The organism is Arthrobacter sp. Soil736, from assembly GCF_001428005.1.
Lineage (GTDB): Bacteria > Actinomycetota > Actinomycetes > Actinomycetales > Micrococcaceae > Arthrobacter.
The window spans coordinates 24751-40645 of the sequence record NZ_LMSB01000006.1 but is presented as its reverse complement, the minus strand read 5'-3'; the positions used below and the strand labels follow the sequence as shown (position 1 = coordinate 40645).

General features: G+C 68.0%; 14 protein-coding genes. 11 read left to right on the top strand and 3 right to left on the bottom strand.

Features of this window, described 5'->3' with window-relative positions:
* The gene (locus tag ASG92_RS05245) at positions 1–1356 is read left to right on the top strand and encodes an APC family permease (RefSeq protein ID WP_240987013.1); all 1356 of its coding nucleotides are present in this window, start codon (positions 1–3) and stop codon (positions 1354–1356) included.
* On the opposite strand, the gene ASG92_RS05240 is transcribed toward ASG92_RS05245, so the two are convergent.
* Positions 1345–2298 carry an NAD-dependent epimerase/dehydratase family protein gene (locus ASG92_RS05240; protein ID WP_056625449.1) on the bottom strand — a complete coding sequence of 318 codons (954 nt, stop codon included), beginning with the start codon at positions 2296–2298 and terminating at the stop codon, positions 1345–1347. The genes ASG92_RS05245 and ASG92_RS05240 overlap by 12 nt on opposite strands.
* 131 nt (positions 2299–2429) lie before the next feature.
* Between ASG92_RS05240 and ASG92_RS05235 the strand changes: the two genes are divergently transcribed.
* The 10 genes from ASG92_RS05235 to ASG92_RS05190 all read left to right on the top strand — a co-directional run bounded on the left by ASG92_RS05235 (position 2430) and on the right by ASG92_RS05190 (position 14426).
* Positions 2430–3140 carry a TetR/AcrR family transcriptional regulator gene (locus tag ASG92_RS05235; protein ID WP_056625447.1) on the top strand — a complete coding sequence of 237 codons (711 nt, stop codon included), beginning with the start codon at positions 2430–2432 and terminating at the stop codon, positions 3138–3140.
* A 192-nt stretch (positions 3141–3332) separates the two neighbouring features.
* A complete protein-coding gene (locus ASG92_RS05230; RefSeq protein WP_157372110.1) occupies positions 3333–4640 on the top strand; it encodes an extracellular solute-binding protein in 1308 nt (435 codons plus the stop codon).
* A gap of 95 nt (positions 4641–4735) precedes the next feature.
* Positions 4736–5719, top strand: a complete 984-nt coding sequence (locus ASG92_RS05225; protein ID WP_082579316.1) for a sugar ABC transporter permease — start codon at positions 4736–4738, stop codon at positions 5717–5719.
* 2 nt (positions 5720–5721) lie between these two features.
* Entirely contained in the window at positions 5722–6624 is a 903-nt protein-coding gene (locus ASG92_RS05220) for a carbohydrate ABC transporter permease (RefSeq protein WP_056625441.1), read from the top strand.
* Positions 6625–6736: 112 nt separating this feature from the next.
* Complete coding sequence (locus ASG92_RS05215) at positions 6737–7159, top strand: hypothetical protein (protein ID WP_056625438.1); 423 nt, start codon at positions 6737–6739, stop codon at positions 7157–7159.
* 342 nt (positions 7160–7501) lie between these two features.
* Positions 7502–9385, top strand: a complete 1884-nt coding sequence (dnaK, locus tag ASG92_RS05210; RefSeq protein WP_056625434.1) for a molecular chaperone DnaK — start codon at positions 7502–7504, stop codon at positions 9383–9385.
* A gap of 2 nt (positions 9386–9387) precedes the next feature.
* Entirely contained in the window at positions 9388–10068 is a 681-nt protein-coding gene (locus tag ASG92_RS05205; protein ID WP_056625432.1) for a nucleotide exchange factor GrpE, read from the top strand.
* A gap of 110 nt (positions 10069–10178) precedes the next feature.
* On the top strand, positions 10179–11162 hold the full coding sequence (locus ASG92_RS05200) for a DnaJ C-terminal domain-containing protein (RefSeq protein ID WP_200951885.1): 984 nt from the start codon (positions 10179–10181) through the stop codon (positions 11160–11162).
* 15 nt (positions 11163–11177) lie between these two features.
* Entirely contained in the window at positions 11178–11600 is a 423-nt protein-coding gene (locus tag ASG92_RS05195) for a helix-turn-helix transcriptional regulator (RefSeq protein WP_056625429.1), read from the top strand.
* Positions 11601–11753: 153 nt separating this feature from the next.
* Positions 11754–14426 (top strand): PEP/pyruvate-binding domain-containing protein, encoded by a 2673-nt coding sequence (locus ASG92_RS05190; protein WP_056625428.1) that lies wholly within the window; start codon positions 11754–11756, stop codon positions 14424–14426.
* 57 nt (positions 14427–14483) lie between these two features.
* Here the strand turns inward: ASG92_RS05190 and ASG92_RS05185 are convergent, their stop codons facing one another.
* Both ASG92_RS05185 and ASG92_RS05180 read right to left on the bottom strand, forming a co-directional pair.
* Entirely contained in the window at positions 14484–15446 is a 963-nt protein-coding gene (locus ASG92_RS05185) for a D-2-hydroxyacid dehydrogenase family protein (RefSeq protein ID WP_056625424.1), read from the bottom strand.
* 26 nt (positions 15447–15472) lie between these two features.
* Positions 15473–15784: a hypothetical protein gene (locus ASG92_RS05180; RefSeq protein ID WP_056625421.1), complete on the bottom strand. Its 312-nt coding sequence runs from the start codon at positions 15782–15784 to the stop codon at positions 15473–15475.
* Between the last annotated feature and the right edge of the window lie 111 nt (positions 15785–15895).

The window sequence follows — 15895 nt, the reverse complement described above, 5'->3', positions numbered from 1 at the left end:
GTGGAGAACAACAGGGGCAGCAACAAGGCAGGGCTCGGCGTCTTCCGGGCGACAGGGATCTACGTCGGTGCCATCCTCGGGTCAGGCGTGCTGGTGCTTCCCGCCATCGCGGCGCAGGAGGCGGGGCCGGCGTCGCTCCTCGCCTGGGCGCTGCTGCTGGTGTTCTGCACTCCCGTGGCCTTCAGTTTCGCCGAGATGAGCCGTCAGCAGCCCGACGCCGGGGGGATAGCCCACTTCGTGACGCGCGCATTCGGGCGGCGCGCCTCGGCCGTGGCCGGCTATCTCTTCTACTTCGCCATCCCGTTCGGGGCTCCCGCCACCGCCGTGATCGGCGGCAACTACATCGCCCACGCCCTGGGCGGGGGCCGCGGAACGGCGCTGGCGGCCGCAGTGCTGCTGCTGGCGGCAGGCTTCGCGAGCAACGCCGTCGGAATCAGGCTCTCCAGCCGCATCCAGCTCACGCTCATGGTGGTTCTCGTGGGGCTGCTGGCGCTGGCCGTGGCGGTGGCCGCACCCTACGCGAAAGCGGAGAACTTCGAGCCCTTCGCACCTCACGGCTACTGGGCTGTGGGCGGCGCCGCGAGCCTGCTGTTCTTCTGCTTCGCCGGCTGGGAGGCCGTGACCCATCTGGCCGCGGAATTCCGCCACCCGGAGCGGGACCTCAAGCGGGCCACCTGGCTGACGCTGATCGTGGTGGGCGTCGTCTACATCGGCGTGGTGGCAGCCGCCGTCGCGGTCCTCGGCCCCGGGCTGCCCGGCAGCGCGGTGCCCGTGGCGGACCTGCTGGAGAAGGGGCTCGGAGAACTGGCCGCCCCGCTCACCGCGGTCGCGGCGGCGGTCCTCACCTTCGGCCCGCTGAACACCTTCATTGCGGGCGCGAGCCGCTTGGGTGCCAAGCTGGCGTCCGATGGCGTGCTGCCGCGGCGCCTGGCGCGCGGCGGAGCCCCGGGGCAGGTGCCGGCCGCCAGCCTTGCGGTGCTGGCGGCGATGACGTTCGTGTCCTTCGGTGCGGCGGCGGCCGGGCTGGCAAGCATGCAGTTCCAGATCGGAGCGGCGTCGGCCTGCTTTACGGCAGTGACGGCATTCGGGCTGGCGTCCGGCGTCCGGCTGCTTCGCCCGGGGACGGCCGCCTGGTACGGCGTCATCGTTGCAGCCGCGGTAATGGTGCTGGTCCTGCTGTTCAGCGGGTGGGCCTTGCTGGTCCCGGTCCTCCTCGGCGCGGCGGCCGTGGCGGCCGGCGGGCGCGCGCAGCGCCAGGGTACTCGGGTGGCGGCCGGGGACGCCCCCACCGGGGTTGGCACTGGACCTGCTGCCACTGAACGTGTTACCACCCAACTCCGCGCGTCAGGATCCTGATGCCGCTGCGGAGGGTTCCGACCGCCACCACTCCACTGTCATCCGGGCCGCGGCCGCCAGGGGAGTGGGGCGAAGGTCCAGCGCCGCCTCGCTGGCTGCGGAGTCCATCACGAACGGCCGCTGGAACTGGTAGAGCGTCTCTGCGAGCTCGCGGACGTCGGCCGAGAACACTCCGACGGCACGCAGCAGCCAGCCCGGCAGCACGCCGACCTTTGGCCGGGGCAGACCAGCCGCTTCAGCCAAAGCGCCAGCAAGTTGCCGCTGGGTGAGGGCCGGATTGGTGGGGGCATGCAGCACGCGGTTCCCTAGCGCGGGCATCTGCGCAGCCTTGATCATCGCCGCCGCCAGGTCGGGCACGAATGTGAACGAATGCGGCTGGTCCGCGCTGCCCACCACCTGCAGCGGCCGCTGTGCCAGAAGCCTGGGCACCATGCGCTCGCCGGCGTGCGATGTCCGGACCCGGGGTCCGAAGAAGTCCCCCGCAACCACGCTCACGGTATTTGTGGCGCTCGCCGCCCGCGCCTGCAGCAGCGCCGTCCGCACTCCTCGCTTCCCGCCCCGCGCCCCCCGCGGGCCGTCCTCCGTCATCACCCGGGTCGGTTCACTGTATGAGTAGAGACTTTCGGGAAAGACGACGACGGCGCCCGCCTCGCCTGCCGCCGCCAGTATGGCCTCTTCTGCCCTGGGAAGTTCCCGCTCCCAGGCCTTGACGCTGTAAGCGGAGCCGTGGATGCAATGGAAAACGGCACTGGCGCCGGCCAGTGACTCCGCCACCTGTGCCCGGTCAGATACGTCCACGGCGCGCTTTTCAATCAGGTGGTGTTCCGGGCCGCTGCCGGAACGTGTCAGGACGCGGACGCGGTGGCCCTGGCCGGCGAGCTGCTCGGCGACCGTCCAGCCCACCGGCCCGGCGCCCGTGACGACGAATAGTTCTTCTGGCATGGTGTGCCCGCTTTCATTCGAAGTTGGTGAGAGCGGTGCTCTCTGAATCCAGAATGGCCAACCCGCGGCTGAAAGTCAAGAGCACTGCTCGCTGTTGTGTTCGCTGCTCTATTCCATGCCATCCTTGGAAGATGGCCGATCCCCTCAAGCCCCAGACGCCCCGCGAGCAGGCCCGCGCCCGGACCATCGAGCAGATCATCAGGCTGGGCCGGGAGCATCTCGCGCTGCACGGAGCTGCCGCACTTTCGCTCCGCGCCGTCGCCCGCGACCTCGGCGTCGTTTCATCCGCCGTTTATCGCTATGTGGAGAGCCGCGACGAGCTCCTGACGCTTCTGCTCATTGACGCCTACGGCGAGCTGGGAGATGCGGTGGAGGCTGCCGTCGGGTCTGTCCCGGCCGACGACTTCCGGGGCCGCTTTGCCGCTCTGGCCAACGCCGTCAGGAAATGGGCGCTCAGCGAGCCTGCCCGCTACGCGCTCCTGTTCGGAAGTCCGGTGCCCGGGTATCAGGCGCCGGCAGAGCGTACCACCGGCCCCGGCACGCGGGTGGTCATCGGCCTGATGGGGATCCTGGACTCCGCCTACAGGGCCGGCAAGCTGGCTGCGCCGGACGCCGCGGCTGTGGTTCCCGCGCTGTCTGCGGACCTCGAGGCAATCCGCAGCGAAATGGACCTGGCTGTGCCGGACGCGCTGCTGGCCCGCGGTGCGCTGGCGTGGACGTCGGTCTTCGGGGCCATCAGCTTCGAAGTCTTCGGTCAGTACGGCGCCGACACCTTTTCGGCCCGCGACGCACTGTTCCAGCATCATGTGGACATCCTGGCCAGGGTTGCCGGCCTGGGGTAGTCAGGCCAGGGAATGGCGGTGCCCAACGAATTTGTGAACGCTAACAAAAATCTCTTGCCACCGAATCTACAACGATATAAAGTCGTCTTCAGCCCACAGCCGTTGAGCGTGGCGCCGGCGGTCGCCGGGGCCGCACATTTGCCAGCGGCTACGTCCAAAGGAGTGACGGTGAAGCAAGTTGATTCACGCCTGATGCATCTTTCCCGCAGGCAATTGCTGCTCGGAGGGGGTGCGCTGGTTGGCAGCATTTCGCTCGGGGCAAGCCTGACGGGCTGCGGCGGGGCGGCGCAGGCCGCAGGCAATGACATCCGCTTCTGGCACCTGCTGTCCGGCGGCGACGGCATCAAGATGCAATCCATGATCGACCGGGCCAACGCGGCCCATCCCGAGTTCACCGTGAAGCCCACAGTGCTCGCCTGGGGTCCGCCGTACTACACGAAACTTGCCATGGCCTCCGCCGGAGGGCGTCCTCCCGAGGTGGCTGTGATGCACGCGGCCCGCGTTGCCGGCTATGCGCCGGGCGGCCTCCTGGACCCGTGGGACCTGTCCCTTCTGGCGGAGTACGGCGTCAGGCCGGAAGACTTCACCCAGCGGATTTGGGAGAAGAGCCAGCTTGACGGGAAGGTGTTCTCCATCGCCCTGGACTCGCATCCGTTCATCCTGCTCTACAACACCGAGGTGGCCGGTAAGGCGGGAGTCCTGGGCGGCAACGGCCAGCTGGCTGAGATCTCGTCGCCCGCGCAGTTCTTCGACGTGGCACGGGAACTGCAGCGGGTCACGGGAAAGCACGGGCTGTCCTACGGTTTCCTTGGCGACGGCGCCCAGATGTGGCGCATGTTCTACACCTTCTACAAGCAGCACGGCGCGGACATGGTCCTGGAGCCCGGGAAGCCGGCGCAGGTGGACCGCGATGTCGCCGTCGACTGCCTCCAGTTCATCACCCAAATGCTGGACGACAGCATTGCCACCAGGAGCGGTGACGGCGGGACGGCCATTGCCGAGTTCGCCTCGCAGGGCTCCGGGATGCTCTTCACCGGCGTCTGGGAGCTGCCCACCATGAAGGCGGCCGGTGTCCCGCTCGACGCGACCACCATCCCCACGCTCTTCGGCACGCCGGCGGCGTTCGCGGATTCGCATGCGTTCGTGCTGCCGCATCAGGCGAGGGCGGACGATGCCAAGCGGCGGGATGTGTACAAGTTTGTGGCGTCCATGCTCAAAGGTTCGCTCGACTGGGCCGAAGCCGGCCACATTCCGGCGTACCAGCCGGTGGTGCGGTCCAAGGAATACGCCGCCCTGCTGCCGCAGTCCCACTACGCCCACGCGGCGGACATCATCAACTACGACCCCCAGGCCTGGTTCACCGGATCGGGATCCGACTTCCAGAAGTACTTTGCCGAAAACGTCCAGAACGTTTTCCTAGGCAGGATCAAGCCGGCAGAGGGGTGGGATGCGTTCATCGCCCGGATCAACGCCCTGCTCGCCAAGCCCAATCCCGTCTGACACGCAGTAACCGCTCTGTGAACAGCCGCTCTGTCCACTGAGCCGCCCTGTGAACCACCGCCCTGTGAACCACCGCCCGTGACAAAGGAGTCCGCATGACCACTTCACGACTGACCGCGCCCCAACGGCGCCTGCCCCGGGCCGTCCTGCCCCGCGACATCCCGCGGCGCGGCACCGCGCCCCGTGACATCCCGCGCACCGCCGCGCCGCGCGGCAGCTTCCGCGACAACTGGCAGGGCTGGGCGTTCGTGGCGCCGTTCGTGGCGTTCTTCCTCATGTTCCTGGTCTGGCCGCTGCTGTCCGGCGCCTTGATGAGCCTCACCGGAAAGTCGCTGACAGGAGCAAACGACGGCTTCATTGGCCTCGCGAACTACGCCGAAGCCTTCGCCGATCCCGACATGTGGCGGTCCCTGGGCAACACCCTGTACTTCACCCTGATCAGCACGGTCCCGCTGGTGGTCATAGCGCTGGCGCTGGCGGCCCTGGTGAACATGGGACTGCCGGCGCAGTGGCTCTGGCGCCTGTCCTTCTTCTCGCCGTTCCTGCTGGCCTCCACGGTGGTCTCCCTGTTCTTCTCCTGGATGTACAACCCGCAGCTGGGCCTGTTCAACGACATCCTCGCGAAAATCGGACTGCCGCCGGTCGCCTGGCTGAATGATCCTTCGATGGCCATGTGGGCGATCGTCATCGCCACCGTCTGGTGGACCACGGGCTTCAATTTCCTGCTGTACCTGGCCGCCTTGCAGAACATTCCGCAGCAGCACTACGAGGCCGCATCACTAGACGGAGCCGGCGGCTGGCGGCAGCTCTTCTCCATCACGCTCCCGCAGCTGGGCCCGACCACCGCCATGATCGTGATTCTCCAGGTGCTCGCGTCGCTGAAGGTCTTCGACCAGATCTACCAGATGACCAGCGGGGGCCCCGGGGGCGCGACGCGCCCGGTGGTGCAGTACATCTTCGAGGCAGGCTTCACGGGGTACCGGCTGGGCTACTCCGCGGCCATCTCCTACATCTTCTTCGGGCTCATCCTGCTGATCTCCGTCGCACAGCTGTTCATCACCCGGAAAAGGAGCGCATAGCCATGGCAACCCAGACAATTCCCCGGCCTGCGGTGTCGGCCAGCACCCCGCCGCCGGTAGCTTCAGGCGCCCGGCGGCGTAAACCGCCGCTGGCCCGTGTGGCGGCCACCGCCGTCGTCGCCGTTCTTGCCGTGGCCTGGCTGGTTCCCTTCGCCTGGGCCACCGTTACGGCGCTGAAGAGCGAAACTGAAGCGGCCGCCACTCCCATCACCTGGCTGCCGGCGTCGGGCTTCACCCTGGATGCGTTCGCGAAGGTCCTGGGCAGCGGAAACATCCCCACCTGGACGTTCAATTCGATCTTCACCTCCGCGGCGATCACGGCCGTGACCCTGGTGATCTCCGCCCTGGCGGCCTACGCCATTTCACGGATCAACTTCCGTGGCAAGAACGTACTGATGGGCGTGATCGTGGCCTCGATCATCATTCCGCCGCCGGTGCTCATCATCCCGCTGTTCCAGCAGATGCAGTCCCTTGGCCTGATCGACACCTACTGGGCGCTCATCCTGCCGCAGGTGATCCACCCGCCCATGGTGTTCGTGCTGAAGAAGTTCTTCGACCAGATCCCGCGCGAGCTGGAGGAGGCGGCACTGATGGACGGTGCCGGCAGGCTGCGGATCTTCACCACCATCGTGCTCCCGCTGTCCCGGCCCATCCTGGCCGCAGTGGCCATCTTCGTGTTCATCGGGGCCTGGAACAACTTCCTGTGGCCTTTCATCGCCACCAATGAGAGCTCCCTGCTGACCCTTCCCGTGGGCCTGCAGACCATCAAGAGCGCCTACGGCATCCAGTACGCTCAGAACATGGCGTCCGCGCTGCTGGCCGCCTTGCCGCTGATCGTCGTCTTCCTGTTCTTCCAGCGGCAGATCATCAAGGGGGTGGCCACCACGGGCCTCGCCGGGACCTGAGCCGCGCCGATCGGAGCCCCGTTCCGGGACACTGTTGCCGCCTGCCGCGGCTGAGTAGACTGCCAATGCGCCCGGATGGGCGCGCCCAGTCCTCCGAAGGAGTGATCACGCGATGACCGAAAACAGCGAGTTTGAAGCCCCGGGAAAGGCCGACAACAGCACAGGGGAACCGGCGCTCGAAGGTGAGAGCGGCCAGTATGTTGAAGGCGACTACGGCGACGCCGGCGTGGTGGGTGACGATGCTCGCGCTGATGCGAAAGGCGAATACCCGGCCGGCGATTATGGCGACGCCGGAACGGTTGAAGTCTCGGCCGACGCCGAGGAAGGCACATACCCGGAAGGCGACTACGGGAAGGCCGGCACGGTGGGCCAGGAACTGCCTGCCGACGAAGAGGGGGAGTATCCCGAAGGCGACTACGGTGCCGCCGGCACCACCCCGGAGCGCGGCACGGCCGATGACCTGAAGGATGAACTGACGGACGGCCAGGTCAACGCACCAAGGAAGGACGACGGCGGCACCTCAGCCGGAGGGTAGCTCCCCGCCCGGCGGGCGACGCCCCGCGGGTTCACGCTCAGCGAAACCGCACTGGCGCCGTCGTCGTGGCCCCCGGTGTTCCGCGGATATCCGCGGAACACCGGGGGCCTTTCCTTGGACGCAGAGCAGTCCGAAATCCAAAGTTGAGCGTAGTTGACTCAAGTTTGGATTGACTTAAACCCGCTCCTGGGTAAAGTTGAGTGTAGATCGCTCAAGGAGTGGGCGAACCTCGATCTCGTCAGGCCCGGTCAGCGGGCCTGCAGTCCTCCCGGCGGGTGAAAGCCCGGCCGGCGGGCCCACGGTCGGGGCCAGAAAGTTTCCAAGGAAAGAAGGAAGCAACACATGTCACGTGCAGTAGGTATTGACCTCGGAACCACCAACTCCGTCGTCTCCGTTCTCGAAGGTGGCGAGCCCACCGTTATTGCCAACGCCGAGGGTGGCCGCACCACGCCGTCCGTCGTTGCGTTCTCCAAGTCCGGCGAAGTCCTTGTCGGCGAGATCGCCAAGCGCCAGGCCGTCAACAACATCGACCGCACCATCGCCTCCGTCAAGCGCCACATGGGCACCGACTGGAGCGTCCCGGTCGACGACAAGAAGTACACCGCCCAGGAAATCTCCGCCCGCATCCTGATGAAGCTCAAGAACGACGCCGAGTCCTACCTCGGTGAGAAGGTCACCGACGCGGTGGTCACCGTTCCGGCGTACTTCAACGACGCCCAGCGCCAGGCCACCAAGGAAGCCGGCGAAATCGCTGGCCTCAACGTCCTCCGCATTGTCAACGAGCCCACCGCCGCTGCGCTGGCGTACGGCCTGGACAAGGGCAAGGAAGACGAACTCATCCTGGTCTTCGACCTCGGCGGCGGAACGTTCGACGTCTCCCTGCTGGAAGTCGGCAAGGATGAAGACAACTTCTCCACCATCCAGGTCAAGGCGACTGCCGGTGACAACCACCTCGGCGGCGACGACTGGGACATGCGCGTTGTTGAGTACCTGCTGAACCAGCTCAAGGTCAAGGGCATCGACCTGTCCAAGGACAAGATCGCCCTGCAGCGCCTCCGTGAAGCTGCCGAGCAGGCCAAGAAGGAACTCTCCTCCTCCTCCAGCACCAACGTCTCGCTCCAGTACCTGTCCGTCACCCCCGACGGCCCGGTCCACCTGGACGAGCAGCTCACCCGCGCCAAGTTCCAGGACCTCACCAAGGACCTGCTCGAGCGCACCAGGAAGCCGTTCCAGGACGTCATCAAGGCAGCCGGCATCAAGCTCTCCCAGATCGACCACATCGTGCTGGTGGGCGGTTCCACCCGCATGCCCGCCGTCTACGAACTGGTCAAGGAACTGGCCGGCGGCAAGGAGCCCAACAAGGGCGTCAACCCGGACGAGGTCGTTGCTGTCGGCGCTGCCCTGCAGGCCGGCGTGCTGAAGGGCGAGCGCAAGGACGTTCTCCTCATCGACGTCACCCCGCTGTCCCTGGGCATCGAAACCAAGGGCGGTGTGATGACGCACCTGATCGAGCGCAACACGGCCATCCCCACCAAGCGGTCCGAGACCTTCACCACGGCCGACGACAACCAGCCGTCCGTGGCCATCCAGGTCTTCCAGGGCGAGCGTGAATTCACCCGCGACAACAAGCCGCTGGGCACGTTCGAACTGACCGGCATCGCCCCGGCTCCCCGCGGCGTCCCGCAGGTCGAGGTCACCTTCGACATCGACGCCAACGGCATCGTGCACGTCTCGGCGAAGGACAAGGGCACCGGCAAGGAACAGTCCATGACCATCACCGGCGGCACCGCGCTCTCCAAGGAAGACATTGACCGCATGGTCAAGGACGCCGAGGAGCACGCAGCCGAGGACAAGGCCCGCCGTGAGGCCACGGACACCCGCAACACGGCCGAACAGCTCGCCTACTCCGTGGACAAGCTGATCGCCGACAACAGCGACAAGCTGCCGGAAGAGGTCAAGACCGAGGTCAAGGCCGACGTCGACGCCCTCAAGAAGGCGCTCGAAGGCACCGATGACGCAGCCGTGAAGACCGCGTTTGAGAAGCTGCAGGCGTCCCAGTCCAAGCTCGGCGAGGCCATCTACGCACAGGCCGGCTCGCCGGACGGTGCAACCGGCGCTGCCGGTGCCGAAGGCGCCGCTAGTGGTGCCACAGGCGGCGGCAAGGCTGACGAGGACATCGTCGACGCCGAGATCGTTGACGAAGACGCCGCAGACGAGAAGAAGTAACCATGCCGCATCACGGTAACGAAGAGGAGCACGGTTCTTCCCGCGATCAGGGCAGCAAGCGTGACGAGCCGGTCATCCGGGACCACCGCAAGGTGGACCCGGTGACCGGGCAGGCACGGCACCCGAAGGGCGAGCACCACCGTGAACCGGTGGTCGAGCCTGTCGAGACCGCCGCGGATTCCGACGGCGACGCCCTCGCCCAGGCCGAGGAAATCCTCAACCGGGTGGAGGTGCCGGCGGAGGAATCGGTGGCCCAGGGAACGGAAGCCGCCGCGGCCGCGGAGCTGAAGAACGATCTGCTGCGCCTGCAGGCCGAGTACGTCAACTACCGCAAGCGCGTTGAGCGCGACCGTGCCGTGGCAGGGGAGATGGCCGTCATCGGCGTCCTGAACTCGCTGCTCCCGGTGCTGGACGACGTCGACGCCGCCCGCCAGCACGGTGACCTCGCGGACGGCCCGTTCGCCGCGATTGCCGCCAAGCTGGAAAGCGCGCTGAAGACGTACGGCCTGACCCGCATCGATGAGACCGGCGTGGAGTTCGATCCGACCATCCACGAGGCCCTCATCCAGCAGCCCGGCGAGGACATCGAGGTTGACACCGTCAGCCAGGTGCTCCGCTCCGGCTACAAGTCGGGCGAGCGCGTCCTCCGCGCGGCACAAGTGATTGTGGCCGTTCCGGCGTAGTCACCTCCACGCCTTCGCGGATGAGGGGGCCACGCCAGGCCCCCTCATCCGCTACGGCGTTCAGCGGTAATCTCGCCTTAACGCTTTTGTACTTTTGAAAGGAAACGCCATTGGCTAGCCAGGACTGGGTGGACAAGGACTTTTACGCGATCCTTGGCATCGCCAAGGACGCTTCCGACGCTGACATCAAGAAGGCCTACCGGAAACTCGCACGCCTGCACCACCCGGACACCAACTCCGGTGACCCTGCCTCGGAGAAGAAGTTCAAGGACATCTCCGAGGCGTACTCCGTGCTGTCCGACCCCGATGAGCGCCAGCAGTACGACGCCGTCCGCGCCATGGGCGGCGGGGCACGCTTTGCTCCCCACGGTGCGGGCAGCACCGCGAACGGCGGTTTCGAGGACCTCTTCGGCGGCCTGTTCACAGGCAACGCGGGCCGGCACTCCGGCGGTTTCAGCACTGCCGGCGGCATCCCGCCCGAGTTCGCGGACCTGTTCGGCGGCGGCTTCGGCGGCGCGGGCGGTCCGGCAGGCTACCAGCGCGCGCCCCAGAAGGGCGCCGACCGGACGGCGAGCACCAGCATCTCCTTCGCCGGTTCCATCCGCGGCACCACGATTGGCCTGCGCGAGCCGGACGGCGATGTCATCGACGTCCGGGTACCGGCCGGCATCAAGGACGGCCAGAAGGTGCGCGTCCGCGGAAAGGGACAGTACGGGCCCTCGGGCAACGGCGACCTGATGGTGACGGTCAACGTCAAGCCCCACGACTTTTACACGCGCGACGGCGACAACCTCCGCATCCACGTGCCGGTCAGCTTCCCCGAGGCCGCACTGGGCGCCGACATCGAGGTCCCCACCATCGACGGCGAACACGTCCGGGTCCGGGTGCCGGCCGGCACGCCGTCCGGGCGCACCCTCCGGGTCAAGGGCCGCGGCGTGAAGACCTCGAAGGGCACCGGCGATCTGCTGGTGACCATCGACGTCGCCGTTCCGCGGAACCTGAGCAAGGAAGCCGAGGAGGCCGTGAAAGCATTCGCAGCCGCCACCGCCGGCGCGGATGTCCGCGAGGGCCTGGCAGCCAAGGCCCGGCTCTAGCGACGGGCGTCAGCCGTGGACATCAACTTCGATCAGCCGATCTTCGTCATCTCGGTGGCGGCCGAACTCGCTGACATGCACCCGCAGACGCTCCGCCAGTACGACCGGCTGGGCATCGTCTCCCCCAGCCGCGCCCCGGGCAAGTCCCGCCGGTACTCCCAGCGCGACGTGACCATGCTCCGTGAGGTGCAGCGGCTCTCCCACGAGGGCGTCTCGCTCGAGGGGATCAAGCGCATTCTCGAACTGGAGAATCAGGTGGCCGCGCTGCAACGGCGGGTGAGCGAACTGACCGAGGAGCTGGGCCGCCGTCGTCAGCCCCTGGACTCCCGCATCTTCGCCGCCGGCACGGCCGGCGACGTGGTCAGCCTGGCGAGGGGGCAGCGGCCGCGGGCCAGGTCCCAGGCCGTGGTGGTGTGGCGCCCGCACGGCACGGAGTAAAGGGACGGTCTCACGGGCCCGCCGCCCGCTTCTGACGGGTCGCGTCGGGCCATAGGACCGTGCATTCGGCCGTGCCAAAATGGGAGCAGCCAGGCGCAGGGCTGCAAACTGGGCGGTGCTGCTAACTGGGCCGGGCAGAAGGGACGCACGGTCATGACCTACATCAAGGACTTTGGCCAGGTGGGGCGCGGCGACGTCGGCACGGCCGGCGGCAAGGGCGCCAACCTCGGGGAGCTGGCCCAGGCAGGATTTCCGGTTCCGCCCGGCTTCGTGCTGACCACCGCAGCGTATGCGGACTTCGTCGACGCCAACGGCCTCGCCCCGCGGATTCTGGAACTTGCCACGCTTCCTCCCGGTGCCCTGGGGACCGGCTACGACGCCGCTGCGCAGCGGATCCGGGCGCTGTTCACCGGGGGCGTGATGCCGGAGGAGATCGCCCGCGAGCTGCGCGAGGCCTACAGCGGGCTCTCCCGGAGGACTGCGGCCCCAGGCGACGGCGGCGAGGCCGATGCGCCGGTGGCGGTCAGGTCCTCGGCCACCGCAGAGGACCTTGCCTCGGCCAGCTTCGCGGGACAGCAGGACACCTACCTGAACGTCCGGGGCCCCGATGCCGTGACGGCTGCGGTCATTGACTGCTGGGCGTCCCTGTGGAATGCGCGCGCCATGGCCTACCGGGCCCGTGAGGGGCTAGATCCCGCCACGGTTCGCCTGGCGGTGGTGGTCCAGCGGATGGTCGAGTCGGACGCAGCCGGGGTCATGTTCACCGCCAACCCTTCCAACGGCCGCCGCGACCAGGTGGTGATCAGTGCCGCCTGGGGTCTGGGCGAGTCGGTGGTCAGCGGAGCCGTCACCACCGACGACGTCGTGGTGGATCCCGCCACCGGCCGCGTGGAGTCGCGGCGGACCGCGGACAAGGAGGTCATGACGGCCTACTCGGAAAAGGGCACCAGGGAGCTGCCGGTTCCTGAGCGGCAGCGCCGCCAGCCGGTCCTGGATGACGCGGCGGCGGCCGAGCTGGCACGGCAGGGCGTGGCCATCGCGGAGCATTTCGGCTCGCCGCAGGACATCGAATGGGCGCTTTCGGCCGGTGATTTCTTCATTGTCCAGTCCCGCCCGGTCACCGCGCTGCCCGAGCCCGCGGGCGAGACCCCGACAGAATGGCCGCTGCCCTATCCGAAGGGCATGTACTTCCGGGCGAGCATTGTGGAGCAGCTGCCCGATCCGCTCTCACCATTGTTCGCCGACCTCATCGACGGCTCGGTGACGCGGTCGATTAAGGCCCTTCTGTCCGAGGCCGTGGGGCGTGACGTCGTGCGGGAGGGCGACGTCTCCTTGCCTACGATCAACGGCTACGCCTACTACTACTACAGCTCCAGCGGAATGTGGCGGGTGATGGGCAAGTCCCTGACGGCGGTGGGTGCCCTCGCCCGCGGCAAGGCGCACATGGGCATCAAGGGTTGGCGGGACCATTCCCACCCCAGCTACCGCGGGCTGGTGCGGCGCTGGGCCGCCAAACCGGTGAAGGACCTTCCGTCCTCCGAGTTGCTGGGCGGGATCTCCGCGCTGCTGGACGCCGGAACCGCCTATTACACGGCGGTGCAGTCCGTCATCCCGATCGCGGCAACGAGCGAGATCCTGTTCCGGGCGTTTTACGACCGGCTGGTCCGCCGTGCCGGCGACCCGCCCGGCCAGACGTTCCTGCTCGGGTACGACAGCGAGCCCATCCGTGCCGAGAAGTCACTGTACGACCTTGCGGCGTGGACCCGCGGAAACCCGGAACTGGCCGCAGCCATGACCTCCGGACCGGCCGCATCGATCGCCGCGTCCTTGCGGACGGGAGAGAGGCCAGCCGGCGTGGGCGCGGGGGAATGGGAGCAGTGGCGGACGCGCTTCCAGCGGCATCTGGACCGGTTCGGGCATGCGGTGTACAACCTTGACTTCGTCAACCCGGTGCCCGCCGACGATCCCTCGGCCCTGCTGGAGACCTTGAAGTTCTTCCTGAGCGGCCAGGGCAACGACCCGCATGAGCGCCAGCAGCGTTCGGCCGACCGCCGGGATGACCAGAGCAGGGCGATCCGCGGCAGGCTTGGCCCCGCCCGCCGCGCCGTCTTCACCCGTCTGCTGCGCTGGGCGCAGAAGGCGGCGCCCGTCCGAGAGGACGCGCTGGCCGATATTGGCCTGGCATGGCCGCTGATGCGGCGGATGCTGCTGGAGCTTGGTCAGCGGCTGGTCGGCTCGGGCATCATCGCAGAGCCCGCCGACATCTTCTGGCTTCGGCTCGACGAGCTGCGCAATGCCATCGACTTCGGCCTTGCCACGCCGGGCGCAGCCATCACCGGCACCGAACGGCCGGTACGGGCTGACGCCGTGGAGCAGCGCAAGATGGTGTGGCGCGGACAGCGGAAGGCCGCCGCGCCGCAGCTCCTGCCCGAGAGCCGATGGATGGAACGGGCGTTCGGAAGTATGATGCCGGCCCGCTCCCAGGACCAGCGCGGCGACACCTTCTCGGGAGTCGGCGCCAGTTCCGGGCAGGTGACCGCGCCGGCGCGCCTCCTCGGCGGCCCCGAGGACTTCGCCAGCATGCGGCCGGGCGAGGTCCTGGTTGCCCGCATGACCACGCCCGCATGGACGCCGCTGTTCGCCATGGCCTCGGGAGTGGTCACCGACGTGGGCGGACCGCTGAGCCACAGCTCGATCGTGGCCCGCGAATACGGCATCCCCGCCGTTCTCGGCACCGGCGTGGCCACGCAGCGGCTGACGAGCGGCCGGCAGGTCGGGGTCGACGGCGACGCGGGCACGGTCACGATTGAGCGCGTCGAAGCGTGACTGCCCCGGCGGTCGGGCGCGCCGAAACGGCCGCCCCCCGGCGCTAGGTGAATCCGGCTAAGGCGTCAGCGTCCGGACCGGGGCGCCGTCCAGCCAGGCTGTCACGTCCTCGAACGCGCCGCCGAAGAACGCCCGGTAGCTCTCCTGTGTGACATAGCCAAGGTGGGGTGTCAGGAGTGTCCGGGGAGCGGCCAGCAGCTGATGCCCTGCCGGAAGGGGTTCCTCATCGAACACGTCAATGGCTGCCCCGCGGATCCACCCCTCCTGCAGGGCGGTGACAATTGCCTGCTGGTCCACGAGCGGGCCGCGGGCGGTGTTCACCAAGACACCTTCGGGCCCAAGGAGCTGCAGCTCACGTTCGCCTACCGTCCCCTCCGAACGCGGCGACAGGCGCAGATGCAGGGACACGACGTCGGACTCCGTGAAGAGTTCTTCCTTGCTGACCCTGCGGGCGCCGGCCGCCGCGGCGGTTTCCTCCGTCAGGTTCTGGCTCCAGGCCAGCACGTCCATCCCGAAGGCGCGGCCATAGGCGGCGATACGCGTGCCGATCTTCCCCAGCCCGACGATTCCCAGCGTCTTTCCGGACAGCTCGAACCCGATGGCGTTCTGCCAATGGCCGGCGCGCAAGGAGGCCTCTTCCGCCGTTAGGTTCCGGGCGAAGGCCAGCAGCAATGCCCACGTCAGTTCCGGCGCCGCGGTGGGTGAGCCGCCGGTTCCGCACACCACGACTCCGTGGTCGGCCGCCGCCTGCAGATCGATGGCCGCGTTGGCGGCGCCGGTGGTCACGAGCAGTTTCAGCCGGGGCAGCCCCCCGATGACGCTGCGGGGAAACGGCGTGCGCTCCCGCATTGCAATGACGATGTCAAAGTCCGCGAGGGCCGCCAGTGTTTCGGCCTCCGAGCCAAAATGCCCGCCGAACACCGTGACGGCGACGCCCCGCTGCTTCAGGGAGCTCCAGGGGGCGAAGTCCTCCGCGACGCCCTGGTAGTCGTCCAAAATGGCTAGCCGGTACTGGTTCATGGCTTTACGGTATCGGACGGTGGCGGTCAGGACCGGCGGGCCTGACCAGATTCGCCGGGAATCCGGGTGCGGCCCGGGCCGGCGACGTGCCTCCGGGCGCGCCGGAAGACCATTACGCCGTCGCTTTGCAGAAACAGCGCACGCCCCCGCCCGGCGTCCTGGATGAGCCAGATGACGCTGCCGTCCGGAGCCCGCATGTCGACGCGGCCGGACGCAACCGCGCGCCCGTTGAGGCGGATCTCTACCTCGTCAGCGGGCGAGAGCGTTGCCCAGTTGGCAACGGGTTCGCGGGCCGGCCACGGTGTACGGGCGCGGAGATCGGGGGCGCAAACAGTCATGGGTGGTCCTTTCACAGTGCCGCGGGCCGGGGTCCGGATCGCGATGGATCCGGACCCCGGCCCGAGGCGTGGTTAGTGGCATGGTTAGTGGCGCTGGCTGGTGAGTGCCCG

Excerpts from the sequence above, each read along its gene's own strand:
- ASG92_RS05230 (WP_157372110.1), top strand. The coding sequence starts at position 3,333 with ATGCATCTTTCCCGCAGGCAATTGCTGCTCGGAGGGGGTGCGCTGGTT.
- ASG92_RS05235 (WP_056625447.1), top strand. The coding sequence starts at position 2,430 with ATGGCCGATCCCCTCAAGCCCCAGACGCCCCGCGAGCAGGCCCGCGCC.
- ASG92_RS05240 (WP_056625449.1), bottom strand. The coding sequence starts at position 2,298 with ATGCCAGAAGAACTATTCGTCGTCACGGGCGCCGGGCCGGTGGGCTGG.
- ASG92_RS05190 (WP_056625428.1), top strand. The coding sequence starts at position 11,754 with ATGACCTACATCAAGGACTTTGGCCAGGTGGGGCGCGGCGACGTCGGC.
- dnaK (WP_056625434.1), top strand. The coding sequence starts at position 7,502 with ATGTCACGTGCAGTAGGTATTGACCTCGGAACCACCAACTCCGTCGTC.
- ASG92_RS05220 (WP_056625441.1), top strand. The coding sequence starts at position 5,722 with ATGGCAACCCAGACAATTCCCCGGCCTGCGGTGTCGGCCAGCACCCCG.
- ASG92_RS05185 (WP_056625424.1), bottom strand. The coding sequence starts at position 15,446 with ATGAACCAGTACCGGCTAGCCATTTTGGACGACTACCAGGGCGTCGCG.
- ASG92_RS05215 (WP_056625438.1), top strand. The coding sequence starts at position 6,737 with ATGACCGAAAACAGCGAGTTTGAAGCCCCGGGAAAGGCCGACAACAGC.
- ASG92_RS05205 (WP_056625432.1), top strand. The coding sequence starts at position 9,388 with ATGCCGCATCACGGTAACGAAGAGGAGCACGGTTCTTCCCGCGATCAG.
- ASG92_RS05180 (WP_056625421.1), bottom strand. The coding sequence starts at position 15,784 with ATGACTGTTTGCGCCCCCGATCTCCGCGCCCGTACACCGTGGCCGGCC.
- ASG92_RS05225 (WP_082579316.1), top strand. The coding sequence starts at position 4,736 with ATGACCACTTCACGACTGACCGCGCCCCAACGGCGCCTGCCCCGGGCC.